The sequence below is a fragment of the Rhodopseudomonas palustris genome, assembly GCF_003591005.1.
In the GTDB taxonomy this organism is placed as follows: domain Bacteria; phylum Pseudomonadota; class Alphaproteobacteria; order Rhizobiales; family Xanthobacteraceae; genus Rhodopseudomonas; species Rhodopseudomonas palustris_K.
The window spans coordinates 298,618-313,820 of the sequence record NZ_QYYD01000003.1; the positions used below are offsets into that span (position 1 = coordinate 298,618).

General features: G+C 67.8%; 15 protein-coding genes. 8 read left to right on the top strand and 7 right to left on the bottom strand.

Features of this window, described 5'->3' with window-relative positions:
• Positions 1 to 828, top strand: coding sequence for a TIGR00282 family metallophosphoesterase (locus D4Q52_RS04855; protein WP_119855402.1), 828 nt, complete (start codon positions 1 to 3; stop codon positions 826 to 828).
• Between the two features lie 155 nt (positions 829 to 983).
• On the opposite strand, the gene ppk2 is transcribed toward D4Q52_RS04855, so the two are convergent.
• The 5 genes from ppk2 to D4Q52_RS04885 all read right to left on the bottom strand — a co-directional run bounded on the left by ppk2 (position 984) and on the right by D4Q52_RS04885 (position 8,520).
• Entirely contained in the window at positions 984 to 1,883 is a 900-nt protein-coding gene (gene ppk2, locus D4Q52_RS04860; RefSeq protein ID WP_182915231.1) for a polyphosphate kinase 2, read from the bottom strand.
• Positions 1,884 to 2,363: 480 nt separating this feature from the next.
• Entirely contained in the window at positions 2,364 to 3,896 is a 1,533-nt protein-coding gene (locus D4Q52_RS04870) for a pyridoxal phosphate-dependent decarboxylase family protein (protein ID WP_119855404.1), read from the bottom strand.
• The gene (locus D4Q52_RS04875; RefSeq protein ID WP_119855405.1) at positions 3,865 to 5,094 is read right to left on the bottom strand and encodes an ATP-grasp domain-containing protein; all 1,230 of its coding nucleotides are present in this window, start codon (positions 5,092 to 5,094) and stop codon (positions 3,865 to 3,867) included. The genes D4Q52_RS04870 and D4Q52_RS04875 overlap by 32 nt, the downstream gene beginning before the upstream one ends.
• Positions 5,084 to 6,679: a hypothetical protein gene (locus D4Q52_RS04880; RefSeq protein WP_119855406.1), complete on the bottom strand. Its 1,596-nt coding sequence runs from the start codon at positions 6,677 to 6,679 to the stop codon at positions 5,084 to 5,086. Before D4Q52_RS04880 ends, D4Q52_RS04875 begins: the two co-directional genes overlap by 11 nt.
• 149 nt (positions 6,680 to 6,828) lie before the next feature.
• Positions 6,829 to 8,520, bottom strand: coding sequence for a methyl-accepting chemotaxis protein (locus D4Q52_RS04885; RefSeq protein ID WP_119855407.1), 1,692 nt, complete (start codon positions 8,518 to 8,520; stop codon positions 6,829 to 6,831).
• Positions 8,521 to 9,035: 515 nt separating this feature from the next.
• Here D4Q52_RS04885 and D4Q52_RS26405 point away from each other — a divergent pair.
• The 5 genes from D4Q52_RS26405 to D4Q52_RS04905 all read left to right on the top strand — a co-directional run bounded on the left by D4Q52_RS26405 (position 9,036) and on the right by D4Q52_RS04905 (position 11,212).
• On the top strand, positions 9,036 to 9,356 hold the full coding sequence (locus D4Q52_RS26405; RefSeq protein WP_182915232.1) for a hypothetical protein: 321 nt from the start codon (positions 9,036 to 9,038) through the stop codon (positions 9,354 to 9,356).
• A gap of 43 nt (positions 9,357 to 9,399) precedes the next feature.
• Positions 9,400 to 9,957, top strand: coding sequence for an RNA polymerase sigma factor (locus tag D4Q52_RS04890; protein WP_234831067.1), 558 nt, complete (start codon positions 9,400 to 9,402; stop codon positions 9,955 to 9,957).
• Positions 9,954 to 10,373 carry a hypothetical protein gene (locus D4Q52_RS04895; protein ID WP_119855409.1) on the top strand — a complete coding sequence of 140 codons (420 nt, stop codon included), beginning with the start codon at positions 9,954 to 9,956 and terminating at the stop codon, positions 10,371 to 10,373. The genes D4Q52_RS04890 and D4Q52_RS04895 overlap by 4 nt, the downstream gene beginning before the upstream one ends.
• A complete protein-coding gene (locus D4Q52_RS04900) occupies positions 10,370 to 10,813 on the top strand; it encodes a periplasmic heavy metal sensor (protein ID WP_119855410.1) in 444 nt (147 codons plus the stop codon). Before D4Q52_RS04895 ends, D4Q52_RS04900 begins: the two co-directional genes overlap by 4 nt.
• A gap of 108 nt (positions 10,814 to 10,921) precedes the next feature.
• Entirely contained in the window at positions 10,922 to 11,212 is a 291-nt protein-coding gene (locus D4Q52_RS04905) for a cysteine rich repeat-containing protein (RefSeq protein ID WP_119855411.1), read from the top strand.
• Positions 11,213 to 11,395: 183 nt separating this feature from the next.
• Here the strand turns inward: D4Q52_RS04905 and D4Q52_RS04910 are convergent, their stop codons facing one another.
• Together D4Q52_RS04910 and D4Q52_RS04915 are read right to left on the bottom strand one after the other, a co-directional pair.
• Positions 11,396 to 11,629 carry a hypothetical protein gene (locus D4Q52_RS04910; RefSeq protein WP_119855412.1) on the bottom strand — a complete coding sequence of 78 codons (234 nt, stop codon included), beginning with the start codon at positions 11,627 to 11,629 and terminating at the stop codon, positions 11,396 to 11,398.
• 9 nt (positions 11,630 to 11,638) lie between these two features.
• On the bottom strand, positions 11,639 to 13,393 hold the full coding sequence (locus tag D4Q52_RS04915) for a methyl-accepting chemotaxis protein (RefSeq protein ID WP_119855413.1): 1,755 nt from the start codon (positions 13,391 to 13,393) through the stop codon (positions 11,639 to 11,641).
• Positions 13,394 to 13,585: 192 nt separating this feature from the next.
• Between D4Q52_RS04915 and D4Q52_RS04920 the strand changes: the two genes are divergently transcribed.
• Together D4Q52_RS04920 and ruvC are read left to right on the top strand one after the other, a co-directional pair.
• Positions 13,586 to 14,332: a YebC/PmpR family DNA-binding transcriptional regulator gene (locus tag D4Q52_RS04920; protein ID WP_119855414.1), complete on the top strand. Its 747-nt coding sequence runs from the start codon at positions 13,586 to 13,588 to the stop codon at positions 14,330 to 14,332.
• 144 nt (positions 14,333 to 14,476) lie between these two features.
• The gene (ruvC, locus tag D4Q52_RS04925) at positions 14,477 to 14,998 is read left to right on the top strand and encodes a crossover junction endodeoxyribonuclease RuvC (RefSeq protein ID WP_119855415.1); all 522 of its coding nucleotides are present in this window, start codon (positions 14,477 to 14,479) and stop codon (positions 14,996 to 14,998) included.
• Positions 14,999 to 15,203 lie beyond the last annotated feature (205 nt).

Below are 15,203 nucleotides of genomic sequence, written 5' to 3' on the forward strand. Positions count from 1 at the left end.
TTGCGCATCCTGTTCATCGGCGACGTGGTCGGCAAGGCCGGCCGCGTGGCGATCGCCGAACATCTCCCCGGCCTGATCCGTGACTGGCAGCTCGACTGCACGATCATCAACGGCGAGAACGCCGCCGGCGGCTTCGGCATCACCGAGGCGATCTACAATGATTTCATCGACGCCGGCGCCGATGCGGTGACGCTCGGCAACCACGCCTGGAATCAGAAAGAGGCGCTGGTGTTCATCGAGCGCGCGCCGCGTCTGATCCGGCCCGCGAACTTTCCGCGCCACACGCCGGGTCGCGGCGCCGCCCTGGTGGAGACCCGCAGCGGCGCCCGCGTGCTGGTGATCAACGCGATGGGCCGCGTGTTCATGGAGCCGCTCAACGATCCGTTCGCTGCGGTGGCGCGCGAACTCGACGCCTGCCCGCTGCGCGAAGCCGCCGACGCCATCGTGCTGGATTTCCACGGCGAGGCATCCAGCGAAAAGCAGGGCATGGGTTACTTCTGCGACGGCAAGGTGAGCCTCGTGGTCGGCACCCATACGCATGTGCCGACCGCCGATCACCAGATCCTGGCCGGCGGCACCGCCTACATGACCGACGCCGGCATGACCGGCGATTATGATTCCGTGATCGGCATGCACAAGGACGAGCCGCTGCACCGCTTCGTCACCGGCATCCCGCAGGGCCGGTTCGAGCCGGCCAATGGCGAAGCCACGCTGAGCGGCGTCGCGGTGGAGACCGACGACGCAACCGGCCTCGCCGTCAAGATCGCCCCCGTCCGCATCGGCGGCCGCCTGAACCAGGCAAGGCCGGAGTTTTGGGTGACGAACTAACACCCCGTCATTCCGGGGCGCGCCTCTTGGCGCGAACCCGACCTCTCGTCATTCCGCGGCCTCTCCGTCATTGCGAGGAGCGCAGCGACGAAGCAATCCAGCGTCGCGCACTGCGGCTATGGATTGCTTCGCTACGCTCGCAATGACGAGGAGAGTCAGTACCGCTCCGGCACATACATCTCGGCCGGAATGGGCGTGCGGATGTAGTCGGGGTGGTGGATGCGCGGCGGCAGCACGACGCGCTCACTCGGCACGTCCTCGTAGGGCACCTGGTCGAGCAGATGCGCGATGCAGTTCAGCCGCGCCTTCTTTTTGTCGACGGCCTGCACCACGTGCCACGGCGCCTCGTCGATATGGGTGCGCTCCAGCATCTCTTCCTTGGCCTTGGTGTAGTTCTCCCAGCGCGCCCGCGACTGCACGTCCATCGGGCTCAACTTCCATTGCTTCAGCGGATCGTTGATCCGCATCATGAAGCGCAGCTGCTGCTCGTCGTCGGTGATCGAGAACCAGTATTTGATCAGCACGATGCCGGAACGCACCAGCATGCGCTCGAATTCCGGCACCGAGCGGAAGAACTCTTCGACCTCGGCTTCGCTGCAGAACCCCATCACCCGCTCGACGCCGGCGCGGTTGTACCAGGAGCGGTCGAACAGCACGATCTCGCCGGCGGCCGGCAGATGCGACACGTAGCGTTGGAAGTACCATTGGCTGCGCTCGCGCACGCTCGGCGCCGGCAGCGCCGCAACCCGGCAGATCCGCGGGTTGAGCCGCTGGGTGATGCGCTTGATCACGCCGCCTTTGCCGGCGGAGTCGCGGCCCTCGAAAATCACCACCACCTTGAGGCCCTGGTGCTGCACCCAGTTCTGCAGCTTCACCAGCTCGCCCTGCAGCCGGAACAGCTCCTTGAAGTAGATCCGGCGGTCGACGGTGTCGGCCGGCGAATGGCCGGCGAATTCGTTGGTGAGCGCGTCGAGCCGGTCGTCGTCGATCTCCAGTTCCAGCTCTTCGTCGAAACTATCCAGCATCTCGGCCGCAATCCGCTCGCGGACCGACATCCCTTCGACGCGTTCGACGGGCTTTTGGGTCGGTTCCGCAGGGTGGTTGTCGGGCGGCGGCGCGGACTTACGAGGCATGGGGATCTCCGAATGGGTTGGCCGGCAAATACCTCTGCGTGTTTGTCACGCGTATGACCGCAGGAGAGGTGCGGTGATTTGGCGCGCGGCCCCCGAACCGCAGCGCGCCCCCTCTCCCGCCTGCGGGAGAGGGCTGGGGTGAGGGCGACGCAAACTCAGCGCCCAAGGTGGGCAACGCGCGCAGCGCCTGGGGACCCCCACCCCCGACCCCTCCCCGCAAGGGGGAGGGGAGTAAGAGCACAGCGCGCCCCCTCTCCCGCTTGCGGGAGAGGGCTGGGGTGAGGGCGCCCCAGGCAGCGAGTTAGCGACTCGCGGAGCGGAGGGCCCTCACCCGCCGCGCTTCGCGCGTCGACCTCCCCCGCAAGCGGGGGAGGTTGCGCTGCGACTCGCGGAAGAGGCTGATCAGCTCGCGCGCGCAGCGCCGAAGTGAAGCACAGCGTCGACCATGCGATCGACATCGGCGCGCGTCGTGCGGTGATTGACGATCGCGGCGCGGATCGCGAGGTGGCCGTCGATCGTGGTCAAGGACGGCGCGGCGATCCCTGACTCGTGGATGTCGGCGACGATCTCGGCGGTGAGCGCGTCGCTATCGATCCCGCTCGGCGCGCGAAAGCGGAAGCAGACGATGTTCAGCGTCACCGGCGTCAGCAGCTCGAGCTGCGGCTCGCGCTGCACCCGGGCTTCGAGATGGCGGGCGATCGCGCAGGTTTCGGCGATCATCGCGCCCATGCGCTCGGCGCCGTAGGTCTTCAGCGTGAACCAGGTCTTCAGCGCGCGGAAGCCGCGCGACAGATCGGGACCGAAATCGCACGGCCACGGCGAGCCGCCGGCGAGGCCGCGGGTCTCGCGGCGCAAGTACGCAGCCGGCGCCGCGAAGGTCGCGCGGTGCTGCTCGCCGTCGCGCACCAAGAGGAAGCCGGCGTCGTAGTTCACCTGGCCCCATTTGTGGAAGTCGAGCGCGATCGAGTCAGCTTCGCTGAGACCATTCAGCTTCGGCGCGATCTGCGGCGACAGCATGCCGAGCGACCCATAGGCGCCGTCGATGTGAAACCACAGGCCCTCGTCGCGGCACAGCTGCGCCAATGCGGCAAGATCGTCGATCGCGCCGGTGTCGACGGTGCCAGCCGAGCCGGTGACCAGGAACGGCCGGAAGCCCGCGGCGCGGTCCTCGGCGATGCGCCGGCGCAGTGCCGCGATGTCGATGCGATGCGCGGCGTCGAACGGGATCCGCCGCAGCGCGCCGCGGCCGAGTCCGGCCAGATCAGCGGCCTGCACCACGCAACCATGCGCGGCCGCCGAAGCGTAAGCGGTCAGCGGTTCGCCGGCGAGGCCGCCTTCGCGCACCTGCGGGCCGAGCGCGGCACTGCGCGCGACCAGCAGCGCCATGAAATTGGCCATCGACGAGCCGGTGACGAACACGCCGCTCGCGGTCTCGGGGAAGCCGAACAGCTCGCGCATCCAGCGTACGATCTGGCGCTCGACCTCGATGCCGATGTGATTGCGCCCGCCGCAATTGGCGTTCAGCCCCGCCGCCAGCATCTCGGCCAGCATGCCGACGGGCGTGCCCCCGCCATGCACCCAGCCCATGAAGCCGGGATGCACATTGCCGGTCGCGTAGGGCGCGATGTGCCGGGTGAAGTCATCGTAGACAGCGGCGAGCGGCATCGCGTCGCGCGGCAGCGCTTCGCCGAAGCGGGCTCGCACGTCGTCGGGGATCTCCTGCCACACCGGTCGCTCGCGCACCTGCGCGATATGGTCGATCATGTCGTCGACCATGCGATGCGCCTCGGCGCGCAGCGCGGACCAGTCGGACGGATCGAGGCTGGTCGCAGAATTCGGGATGGCGTCGGCCGGCCCGCTGTGTTCGTCACTCACGTTGATACTCGCTCGCAGCGCGTCCGCGCTACGCCACGTTCTGCCGGCGCGCCGCGACATGGCGCTCCAGCATCGCCGCGAAGGCGTCGAAGATCCTGGTCATCTGCGGCGGCTTGTAAGGATAGAGCTCGGGGCTGTCCATGTTGTGCACCACCGCGGTATTGTCGATCTCGAACACCAGGAGATCGCCGCGCGGCGTCTGGGCGCAGTCGATGGTGAAGTAATCGAGGCCGATCCGCTCGGTGATGCCCCGCAGCGCGGTGCGGTGCCGGCGCGCGAAGCCGAAATCGAAGGTGTGGAAGAACGCGGCTTCCTCCAGCCGCTTGCTGGCGCTCTGCGCCATGCCGGCGTTCAGGTACCAGATGTCCCAGCGGTCGGCGATCGCCATGTGGCACGCATAGGGCTGGCCGTCGACCACCACGATGCGATATTTGCGGAACAGCCCGTCGTCGCTGGCATAGTCGACATACCGCGCGACGAAGTAGTCCGGCTCGCTGCGCTCCGCCAGATAGGCCGTGAGCGCCGCGCAGCCGTCGATCCGCGCCAGCCCGAAGCCGGCATGCGAGCCGCGCGGCCGCACAATCACCGGAAACGCGACGCCTTCGGTGGCGTCCTGCAGCGTCGCCTTGCCTTCCGCCACGGCGGCGAGCGCCTCGCGCGGCACCGGGATGGTGGCCGGAATGTCGAGCCCGTCGACGTCGCCGATCAGCCGGTACAGCTTGTCGCGGTCGAGCTGGCGGATCAGTTTTGGCGCATTGAGCAGCGGCACGGGCCAGCTGTCGGCGCGGGCCTCGATCGTCGCCAACGCGCCGCGGCACTCGGCGGAATCCGACGCGATCACGATCGCGACGTCGTGCGGCGGCAGCGGATCGGGCAGCGGCACGCCGTCGACGACGTACAGCGTCAGCAGCTCGATGCCGGAGCTCTCCAGCAGGAATTCGATCGGCGTGTTGCCGCCCATGTCGATGTCAGCCGCGAGCGCCAGCACCCGCAGCTGCGGCTGCGCGCTGGCGCAAGGCGAGCGAAACAGCTGATGCTGCGCCAGCGTCTCGCTCTGCACCTGCAGTCCAGCCTGCTTGTGGCCGAACAGCTGCGTGATCAGCGCGAGGTCGAGCTGCTCGCCGGCGGCGGCGGTGCCGGCCTCGACCTTGCCCATCAGCTCCTGCCACAGCGGAAACAGGTTCTCGCCGTCGAACGCGCGCTTGGTGAGGCGCGCGAAGCCGATCCGGTCGGCGATGGGCTGCGGTTCAGACGGCATGGAGGTCCTTGGCTTGTGCGGAGAAGTCGGGCTGCATTAGCAGCGCCTCAATGCGGCCGATCACGGCCGCAGCATCGTCGAGGATTTGGGCGATGGCGATAGCCGCATCGCCGGGATCGGCGGCCCAGGCGTCGATCACATGGCGGGCACTGATGCAGAGTCGCAGCGCAGCGATTTCATCGTCGGCGCAGCCACCCCAGCCGACCGGCTGCCCGATCAGGCCCGACTTGCCGGAGTTCTGCAGCACCTCGCAGATCGCGCGGCATTGCGACAGCGACAGTGGCTGGCCGTGCGGCGCGCAGGTGAAGGCGAAGATGGTCGGCAGGCCGAATTCGTCGGCCTCTGCCGGGCGCGGCTGCGGCGGCAGCAATCGCAGTGCGGGCGAAGCCTGGACCAGGCGGGTGATGCCGTCGCCGAGCAGGCGCAGCGCGGCGCGGCGGAAGGGGAGCGGCACCGCATCGTAAGCGCGGATCTCTTCCAGCGCCGCTTCCCAGCGCAGCCACTGGCCGAAATTCGGCGTCACGGCGAACTGTTCGCGCAAGGCACGCCAGCGCGACGGCCAATCGCTGCGGGTCGTGTAGGCGGCGAGCCCGGACGCCAGAGCGCAAATGCCGTCGATCGTCGCGGCAAGCCGCGGCGGAATCAGCAACGCGCCGCTGAACGGCGGTCCGGCATAGAATTTCGAGCCGGTGATCAGCACCAGATCGCCGCGCGCGAGCGACCGCGCGATGCGTCGGCGGCCCAGCCGCATCTGGCAGGCATCGACGACGATCTGCACCCGCCCCGGCCAGCGCGCCGCGATCTCGTCGGCGCAGCCGTCGCTCGGCGCCTGCAGGCCGAGCTTGGAGCAGTCCATCACCTGTAGCATCACCCGCGCGCCGCGCGCGACCAGCGTTTCCACTGTCTCCAGCACCTCGGCATCGATCTCGGCGGGCGTGCGCAGCCTGCCATCGGCGCCGCGCAGCCGCACCGCGATGCTTCGCACCGGCCCGAGGTCCTCGACCGGCGCGCCCTTGGCGACGGGCCAGTCATTGGGGCCGCGGTCGGTGAAATGCAGCCCCTGCGCGGTCGAGGCGGTGCCGGAGCCGCTCTGATCGGCGCCGACCACCACGCTCACCAGTTCGTCGCCGAGCATCACCCGGCTTAGCGCCAGCGCCTGCAGTTGCGCGTCGGTGCCGGAGGCCGAAAACACCACCTCGGTGCCTGTGCCTCCTAGCCCGAGCAGCGCGCGCAGCTCGTCGCGCATCGCCTCCACCCGTCCCTCGAAGCAGGCGATCAGGCCGTGCAGAATCGCGGAAGCCATCAGCGCCGTGCGCGCCGAGTCCGCCGCGTCGTAGCCGCGCTGAGAGATCGTGGAAGCGGTGCAGGATGCGAAGCTCGGGATCGCGGCGGTGGGCGCCGGACTGCAGCCATAGGCGTTGCGGCCGGTGGCCGGGTCGAGCGCGAGGCGCGCGTCGCCCCCGCAGGTCAGCAACTGATCGAGCGGCGCGAACAGCTCGCGCAAAGGGGAGGGGGCGTAGAGCCTTGCCCCGGCCTGGGTCCAGCGGTCGGCGACGATCTGCGGCGCGCTCGCGGAGTTCGACATCGGTCAGCCCCTCGCCCCGCTTTGGCCGGGCGGTCGTCGAACGGCCCGACCGAATGCCGGCGCCGTGATCCTCACCAACACGTAAACAGCGTTGGTTAACGCCGGTTTACCAAACCGCCGGCGCCCGAGGGCGCCGGCCTCGTTTCGGACTACGCGGCGCGGACGGTGTCGAGGAATCTGGCCACCTCGACCTTGAGCCGCGAGCTGTTCTGCGACAGCGATTGCGCCGCCGACAGCACCTGGCTCGAAGCCGAGCCGGTTTCGGTGGCGCCGCGCTGCACTTCGGTGATGTTGGACGAGACGTCCTGAGTGCCTTGCGCCGCCTGCGCGACGTTGCGGGAAATCTCCTGCGTCGCCGCGCCCTGCTCCTCGACCGCCGAGGCGATGGTCGACGAAATCTCCGACATCCGCCCGATGGTGCCGCCGATTTCCTTGATGGCCGCCACCGACTGATCGGTCGCCGCCTGGATGCCGCCGATCTGCTGGCTGATCTCGCCGGTGGCCTTGGCGGTCTGCTCGGCGAGCGCCTTGACCTCCGCGGCCACCACCGCGAAGCCACGGCCGGCTTCGCCGGCGCGCGCCGCTTCGATCGTGGCGTTGAGCGCGAGCAAATTGGTCTGGCCCGCGATGGTGTTGATCAGTTCGACCACGTCGCCGATCCGCGCCGCCGCCTTGGCGAGTTCTTCGACCCGGCCATTGGTGGCGCGGGCCTGCTCGACCGCCTCATGGGCAATCCGCGCCGATTCCTGCACCTGGCGGCTGATCTCGTTGACCGACGAACTCATCTCCTCGGTCGCCGACGCCACTGACTGCACGTTGGTGGAAGCTTCTTCCGACGCTGCCGCGACCGTCGTCGCGAGCGTTTGCGACCGCGTGGCGGTGGTTGTCAGCATGGTGGCGGAGGCTTCGAGTTCGTGCGAGGCGGACGAAACCGTCTCGACGATCTCGCCGATCGCGCGTTCGAACTCGCCGGCGAGCCGCATCGTGTCGGCCTTGCGCTGCGCGGCGGCGCGCGCTTCAGCCTCCTCCTGGTCGGCCTGCAGCCGCTGCCGTTCGATGGCGTTGAGCTTGAACACCTCGACGGCGCCGGCCATGTCACCGATCTCGTCGGCGCGCCCGACGCCCGGTACCTCGGCGTCGAGCCGGCCAGCGGCGAGCTGCTTCATGGCCTCAGTGATCGCATGGATCGGCCGGGTGATGCCGCGCGCCACCAGCACCGACACCAGCGTGATGATCAGCAGCACGATCGCGGCGGCGATCAGCAGCCGCTGCGTTGCGCTCCAGGTCTGGGCCTGCAGGTCGTCGATATAGACGCCGGTGCCGACGATCCAGCCCCACGGCGCGAAGCCGGCGACGCGGCTCAGCTTGGGGAATTGCTGATCGGAGCCGGGCTTCGGCCAGACATATTCGACATAGCCGCTGCCGTCGCGGCGCACGGTCTCGACCATCTCGCGGAACAGATACTTGCCGTTGGAATCCTTGGTGTCGGTCTGATCCTGTCCGATCAGCTGCTTGGCGATCGGATGCATCAGCATCCGGTTCTGCAGATCGGTGATGAAGAAGTACTCGTTTCCGCCGTAGCGCAGCTTGCCGATCCGCGCCTGAGCGCGCTTCTGCGCCTCGTCGCTGCTGATCTCGCCGCGCTGCGCGGCATCGTGCTCATCCTTGATGATCGCGATCGCCAGATCGGCCAGATGGGCGAGCTCGATCTGCTTCTGCTGCTTCAAGCCCGAGGCGATCTCTTCGGAAGCGAGCAGGCTCGTCATCAAGAGTCCGGCGAAGCCGAGTCCGATCAACAGATAGATCCGGCGGCTGATCGTCATGCGTAGTTTGGACAGCATTCTGCGTTCCCGCTATGTTGGCTGATGTGGTGCAGATCAGGCCGAGCTCGGCGATCCGTGCAGTTGGCCCCTTTGCGGCGGTCACGCGGGCGAATCCGACCAGCGTGCTGCTCGCGCCGTCGACGCCGCGCAGCTCAGCGTTCGGCGCCTGCGAGGCGCCGTGCGGAGGCCACATGTGCCGATGGGGTCTTGCGTCACTTGCGACCGATCCGCGGCAGTGTTGCTGCCGATTGCATCAATCGAGCGACGGTTTCAGAAAAGGAACTATCCACGAAGATTGATAGCTAATCGTAAATAATCGGCGGACGGATTGTCGCTCGTAGAACCACGAGGTCGAAAATCGGCAAATTTCGGCAACTGCGTACCGCTCAAGCCGAGCATCGGGAATAACTTTAGTCGAGCTTTGCTCGGAGGTCGGGGCCTCAAACATGCCGTCGCGGCGCGAAGGAAAGTCGGAGCGGGTCCGTATTTGTCACATCAGCCGGCTGTTCGCTGGGTTTTGACGAGAGGATCCGATGATGCACAAGTTCCTGATCGCCGCGGCGATCGCCGTTGCCACTCCGATCGCGGCCGAGGCCGCCCCCCTGATCGTATCCACCGCGGGTCCACAAGTCTTGGCGCCTGCGATTGCAGCCGAGCCGATTGCCTGCGTTCGCGGCGGCTGGCGCGGCGTCGGCGTCTATCCCGGCTGCGGGCCGGTTCGCCGTTATTATAGGCCTTATCCTTATGTGGTCGCGCCGGTGGCGCCCGTGTATGTGGCGCCGCGCGTCGTCGTCGCTGCGCCGGTGCTACCGGCGCCGCGCTGCTGGATCGCGGGTGCGTGGCGGCTGTGCTAGTCGGCGGAGCGACGCAGCGGCGACCGGGCAGGGGGCGATCACGGTGGAGGACGACAGCGACGAAGCGCTGATGGCCGCCGTCGTGGCTCGGCGCCAGCAAGCGTTTCGCGTGCTGATGGCGCGGCACATGCCGCGCGCCATCCGTATCGCGCAGCGTGTCGTCCGTGACCCCGCCGAAGCCGACGACGTCGGCCAGGAAGCGTTTCTGAGGGTCTGGAACAAGGCGGCGTCGTTCGATCCGCAGGTCGCGCGCTTCACGACCTGGCTGTACCGGATCGTGCTGAACCTCTCGTTCGATCGGTCGCGCAAGCCCAAGCATGCGCCGATCGAGGAAGCGGCCGAGATCGCATCAGGCGATCCGGCGCCGCTCGACAACGTGATCGCCGATCAGCAGCGCCGTACGCTCGAGGCAGCGCTGGCGCGGCTGTCCGAACGGCAGCGCGGCGCCATCGCGCTGTTTCACATGGAAGGCCTGTCCGGCGACGAGGCGGCACGGGCCATGGGGCTTAGCCCCAAGGCCTTCGAGTCGCTGCTGGCGCGGGCCCGCATCGCCCTCAAGACAGAAGTCGAGACCATCGAGCAGACCAGGAGGTTGCCATGACGCCCGAACGTTTCAGGGAGCTGGCGGAAATTTGGGGCGGCGACATCGCGCGTTGGCCTGAAGCTGAACGAGATCCCGCGTGGATCCTGGCGCGAACCGACGCCGGCGCCGCGATGCTGCGCGAGCACCGGGCGTTCGATGCGTTGCTTGCGGGCTCACCCGAGGTAAGCTCGGCGCGAGTCGACCGCGCCGCGCTGGCGGTACTGGGCGCGATCGCAGTGAGCGAGGCGCGGCCGCCTTGGCATCGGCGCTGGCTGCAACCGGTTTCGCTGCTGCCCGCCGGCAGTCTCGCCTGTTCGGCGCTGCTCGGCGTTTGGCTCGCCGGTGCGCTGCCTTATCACCAGGATGACCAGGCGGTCGCCACCGTGGCGGCCGTGTTCGACGCCTCCGTCATCAGCCTGTGGGGAAACCAATGACACTCCGGATCGGCTCGCTCACCGGCGGCCGCCTGCTGCTGCTGGCGTCGCTCTGTCTCAACGTCGCGCTCGGCGCCTATGTGGGCGCGCAATGGCTGCAGCCCGAATGGGCGCCGAACAGCGCCGGCACGCCGATCCGGCTGATCGAACGCGTCGCCACGCGGCTGCCGTCCGACGACGCCGAAATCCTGCGCCGCAATTTCCAGGCCCGTCAGCCACAGCTGCAGCCGCTGCAGGCCGCCTATATGGCGGCGCTGATGAAGACGCTGCGGCTGACCGGGCAGGCCGAACTCGACAAGCCGGCGCTGCAGGCAGCCATCAAGGATGCGCGTGAGAAGCGGATCAGGATCGGCGACGAAGTGATCGACACCTTTGTGGAAACGCTGGAGCAGATCTCGCCGAAAGGACGCCGGCAACTCGTCGGCGGCATGTTTCGCTAAAGCCGCGCCGCGCCGCGAAGGATCGCGGCAGCTCTATCGTATCACCTATGTCCGCCTGCCCGAATTGCAGCGCGAACGATCTCTGGACCCCGGATCACAGGAGCCCTCATGCCGCGACTGACTCCAAACGCCGGCCGTGCCCGGCCCGCCTTGTTCTACGCCAGCGACGCGCTGGTCCGCGCCACCTTGGTCGCAGCGCTGGTCATCGCCGCACTCACCGTGACGCTGTCGCTCGCCAGCGCCCAGGACCGCGGCGCCGCGCGCGAAGCCTGCAAGCCGGACTACCAGAAATTCTGCCAGGGCACGACGCCCGGCGGTGGCCGCATCAAGAAATGCCTCGCCGACAATTTCGCCGGCCTGTCGGACGCGTGCAAGCAGGTGGTCGGCTCGGCGAAGTAGGCGATAATGAAGTAACCGACGTGTCAGCTCCACACAGCAGCCATCATCGCCCGGCTCGACCCGGCGATCCACCTCGCGCCGCCGGAGCACAAGTCCGTGCGGCGACACGATTATTATGCCAAACCATGACCACGCCCATCACGGTCACGAGCGCCGGAATGGTCAGCAGGTAGAGCACGTTGTTCATTGGATGCTCCGCAGCGCACTTCTTGCAGCCCAACGTAGGATTGCGCTCAGAACCACGCAACCAGCTCCGACGTACAGAAACTCATTTCTGGTCAGCATCAGATATTCGGACAGCAGCGACAGCGCCGGTGCAAACACACCGGCGGTGATGAGCCCAACCCCGAGATTGCTCGTGAAATTGGCTGTCAGCTTCGAAGTTTCATTTCGAGCTGACTGAGGTTCATCGGTCATCGATGACACCTACAACTTATACGCCGTCCGGAATCCGCCCCAGTGTCGCCCGCGCACCTTCACCGGGACGTCGATCTCGCGCATCATCACCATATTGCCGCCGCCCATGTCGCGGGCGTAGCTCTGGATCAGGAACGGGCGGGTATTGCGGCCGGCGGCGAGGCCGGCGGGATCGTTGAAGATGCGGCGGTTGCGCGAATTGGCGGTGTTGAACGCGACGTCGCCGGGGCGCTGCGGCTGCGAATAGATTCGATTGTGCACCGGCAGATAGCCGTTGCGGTCGATCATCACGCAGAACGCCATCCGCGGATCCTTGGCGAGGAAGGCCTCCTGGAACGGCGGCAGCGCGCGATCGGCCCAGTCGAGAATCTGCGTCCGATATTGCACCGGGTTGGTGCCAGGTATCTCCACGTAGGTCTCGTCGAACATCGCCTCCAGCGTGATCGCACCGCTGGTGATGCCGCGCTCGAAGATGCGGTGCAGTTCGGCGCCGGCTTCCAGCGCGCGGGCGACGCATTCGGAGTTCTCGTCGCGAATCGCCCACAGCCGATCCTCGATCGCCTCGCGCAGTGCCGCGCTCGGCGCGACGAACACCGCCTGCGCGCCGGCGCCGCTGTGTTCGGTAATCCGAATGCGACAGGCGCCGACCTCTTGCAGATCGGCATCGTACGTCTGGTTGACCGCCAGCGACGCCGCGGCGGGGCCGGCGATCAGCACGCCGCCGTGCGAGATCTCATAGACCGGTGCGCTGACGCGCCCGCGCGGCGCCGCGATCTCGATCGACAGATGGCACGGCAGCTTCTCGCGCCGGCGCGCCTCCTCGCGCTCGCCTTGCTTCAGCAGCACGGCGGTGCGGGCGCGCAGCTTTTCGGCGAACAGCGTCACGGTCTGGCCGGCGCGCGCGACGCTGGCGCCGTGTTGCTCGGCTTCCTGCGTGGCGCTGGCGATTTCGGCGGCGCTATCGCCGACCGAGACGATGAAATTTCCGGCGGTGGTGGCATTGCCGGAGACGTCGCCGGTGGTGGCGTTCTGCTCGGCGACGGCGCCGTTCACATTGTCGAACACCGGGCGGATCGCCGCGATCGCGCTGGTGATGCGATGCACCGCATCGGCCGAGCTCGAGGCGTCGCGCTGCAGCGCGTCGATCTTGCGCTTGATCTCCTCGGTCGCTTCCTGGGTCTGGACCGCCAGCGCCTTCACCTCCGTCGCCACGACCGCGAAGCCGCGGCCGGCGGCGCCCGCGCGCGCCGCCTCGATGGTCGAGTTCAGCGCCAGCAGCGTGGTCTGCCGCGCGATCTGGGCGATCAGGTTGACGACATTGCCGATGGCGGCGGAAGATTCGCGCAGCCGCTCGACATTCGCGGTGGCTTCATGAGCGGCCGCGCTGGCGTCGTCGGCGAGTTGCGACGCCTGCCGCACCTGCGTGCAAATGCTTTCCGCTGAGTGGGTGAACTTGTCGGCGGCCTGCGCGAACGAAGCCGCAGTGGTCTGTGCGGCGCTGGTGTGGCCAGTCAGCGCGTCGGTGCGCTCGCGGATGGTGTGCAGCGTCGAGGTGGTGGACTGCACGCCGGTCGTGACCGAATGGGCGGCGCGTTCGAGCTGGCGAATCAGCGAGCCGAGCTCGAGCTCCAGCAGCTCGAGGATGTCGGACGCCGAATCAACCTCGTCTGTGACCGGCGGGGTCGCAACCTGCAGGGCCGTCGGGGGAGTAACGTCCGGCAAAGGCGCCTCCGCCTGCCGCTTTCGAAAGAGGCCGAACGCCATGGTTCCTCCCGCAAACCGCGAAATTTCGCAGATACTCGCGTGACCTGGTGAAGTTACGGTTAAGTTTTCGCGACCGGAATACAAGCCTTTCGCAGGGGGAGGGCCTGCCGGGTCTTTGATTTCGGTCGACCGGCCGCTTATAACCCCGCGCCGCAGCCCGAAATTTTTCTGATCGACCGCGAGAGAGAACGCATGGCCGGACATTCCCAATTCAAGAACATCATGCACCGCAAGGGGAAGCAGGATGCGCAGAAGTCCAAGGCGTTCAGCAAGCTGGCCCGCGAAATTACCGTCGCCGCCAAGCTCGGCACGCCGGACCCGGCGATGAACCCGCGGCTGCGCGCTGCGGTGATCGCGGCCCGGCAGGAAAACATGCCGAAGGACAATATCGAGCGCGCCATCAAGAAGGCGGTCGGGGGTGACTCCGAGAACTACGACGAGATCCGCTACGAGGGGTATGGGCCGGGCGGCGTCGCCGTGATCGTCGAGGCGCTGACCGACAATCGTAATCGTGCTGCCTCCGACATCCGCTCTTTCTTCACCAAGTCCGGCGGCAATCTCGGCGAAACCGGCTCGGTCGCCTTCATGTTCGACCGCACCGGCGTGATCGAATACGACGCCGACAAGGCCTCGGCCGACGACATGCTGGAAGCCGCCATCGAGGCCGGTGCCGACGACGTGGTGTCGAGCGAGGGCGGCCACGAGATCTACGCCTCGCAGGACACCTTCCGCGACGTCGCCAAGGCGCTCGAGGCCAAATACGGCGAACCGCGAAAGGCGGCGCTGATCTGGAAGCCGCAGAACACCATCGCGGTCGACGACGAGACCGGCGAAAAGCTGTTCAAGCTGATGGACAACCTCAACGACCACGACGACGTCCAGAACGTCTACGCGAATTTCGAGGTGTCGGACGCGCTGATGGCGAAGATGGCGGGGTAGGGCGGCCGCCCTGTCATTGCGAGCGAAGCGAAGCAATCCAGCCACCGTGCACTGAGCTGGATTGCTTCGTCGCTTAGCTTCTCGCAATGACGGCTACGCCTTGTTTCTGTTTCGTTCACTTCGCTGTGGCGTTATCACTGCGCCATGACCCAGCCGCCGATTCGCAGCGTCCGCATTCTCGGGATCGACCCCGGCCTCCGCCGCACCGGCTGGGGGGTGGTCGAGAGCGAGGGCAATCGGCTGGTCTATGTGGCGTGCGGTTCGGTCGAGCCGAAGGACACGCTGCCGCTCGCCGAGCGGCTGCTGGCGATCCATGACGGGCTCGGCAAGGTGCTGGCCGCCTATGCGCCGGCCGAGGCCGCGGTCGAGCAGACCTTCGTCAACAAGGACGGCGCCGCGACGCTGAAGCTCGGCCAGGCGCGCGGCGTCGCGATGCTGGTGCCGGCGATGCACGGCCTCCTGGTCGCCGAATACGCGCCCAATCTCGTCAAGAAGACGGTGGTCGGCGCCGGCCACGCCGACAAGACCCAGATTCAGATGATGCTGAAGATCCTGCTGCCCAAGGCCGAACCCAAGAGCGCCGACGCCGCCGACGCCTTGGCCATCGCCATCACCCACGCCCACCACCGCGTCGCCGCGCAACGGCTGAAGGCGGTGGGCGCATGAGGATGTTCGCCTGTGTAAGCGGGCCGCAGCCTTTCTCCCCGCACAGCGCGCTCCCTCTCCCGCTTGCGGGAGAGGGCTGGGGTGAGGGCGACGCGGGCACAGTGCCTGGGGGGGGGGGGGCCCCCCGCCCCCCCCCCCCCCGCCGGCGGGGGGGGGGGGGGGGGCGGGGGGGGGGGGGGGGCGCGGGGGGGGGGGGGCGGGGGGG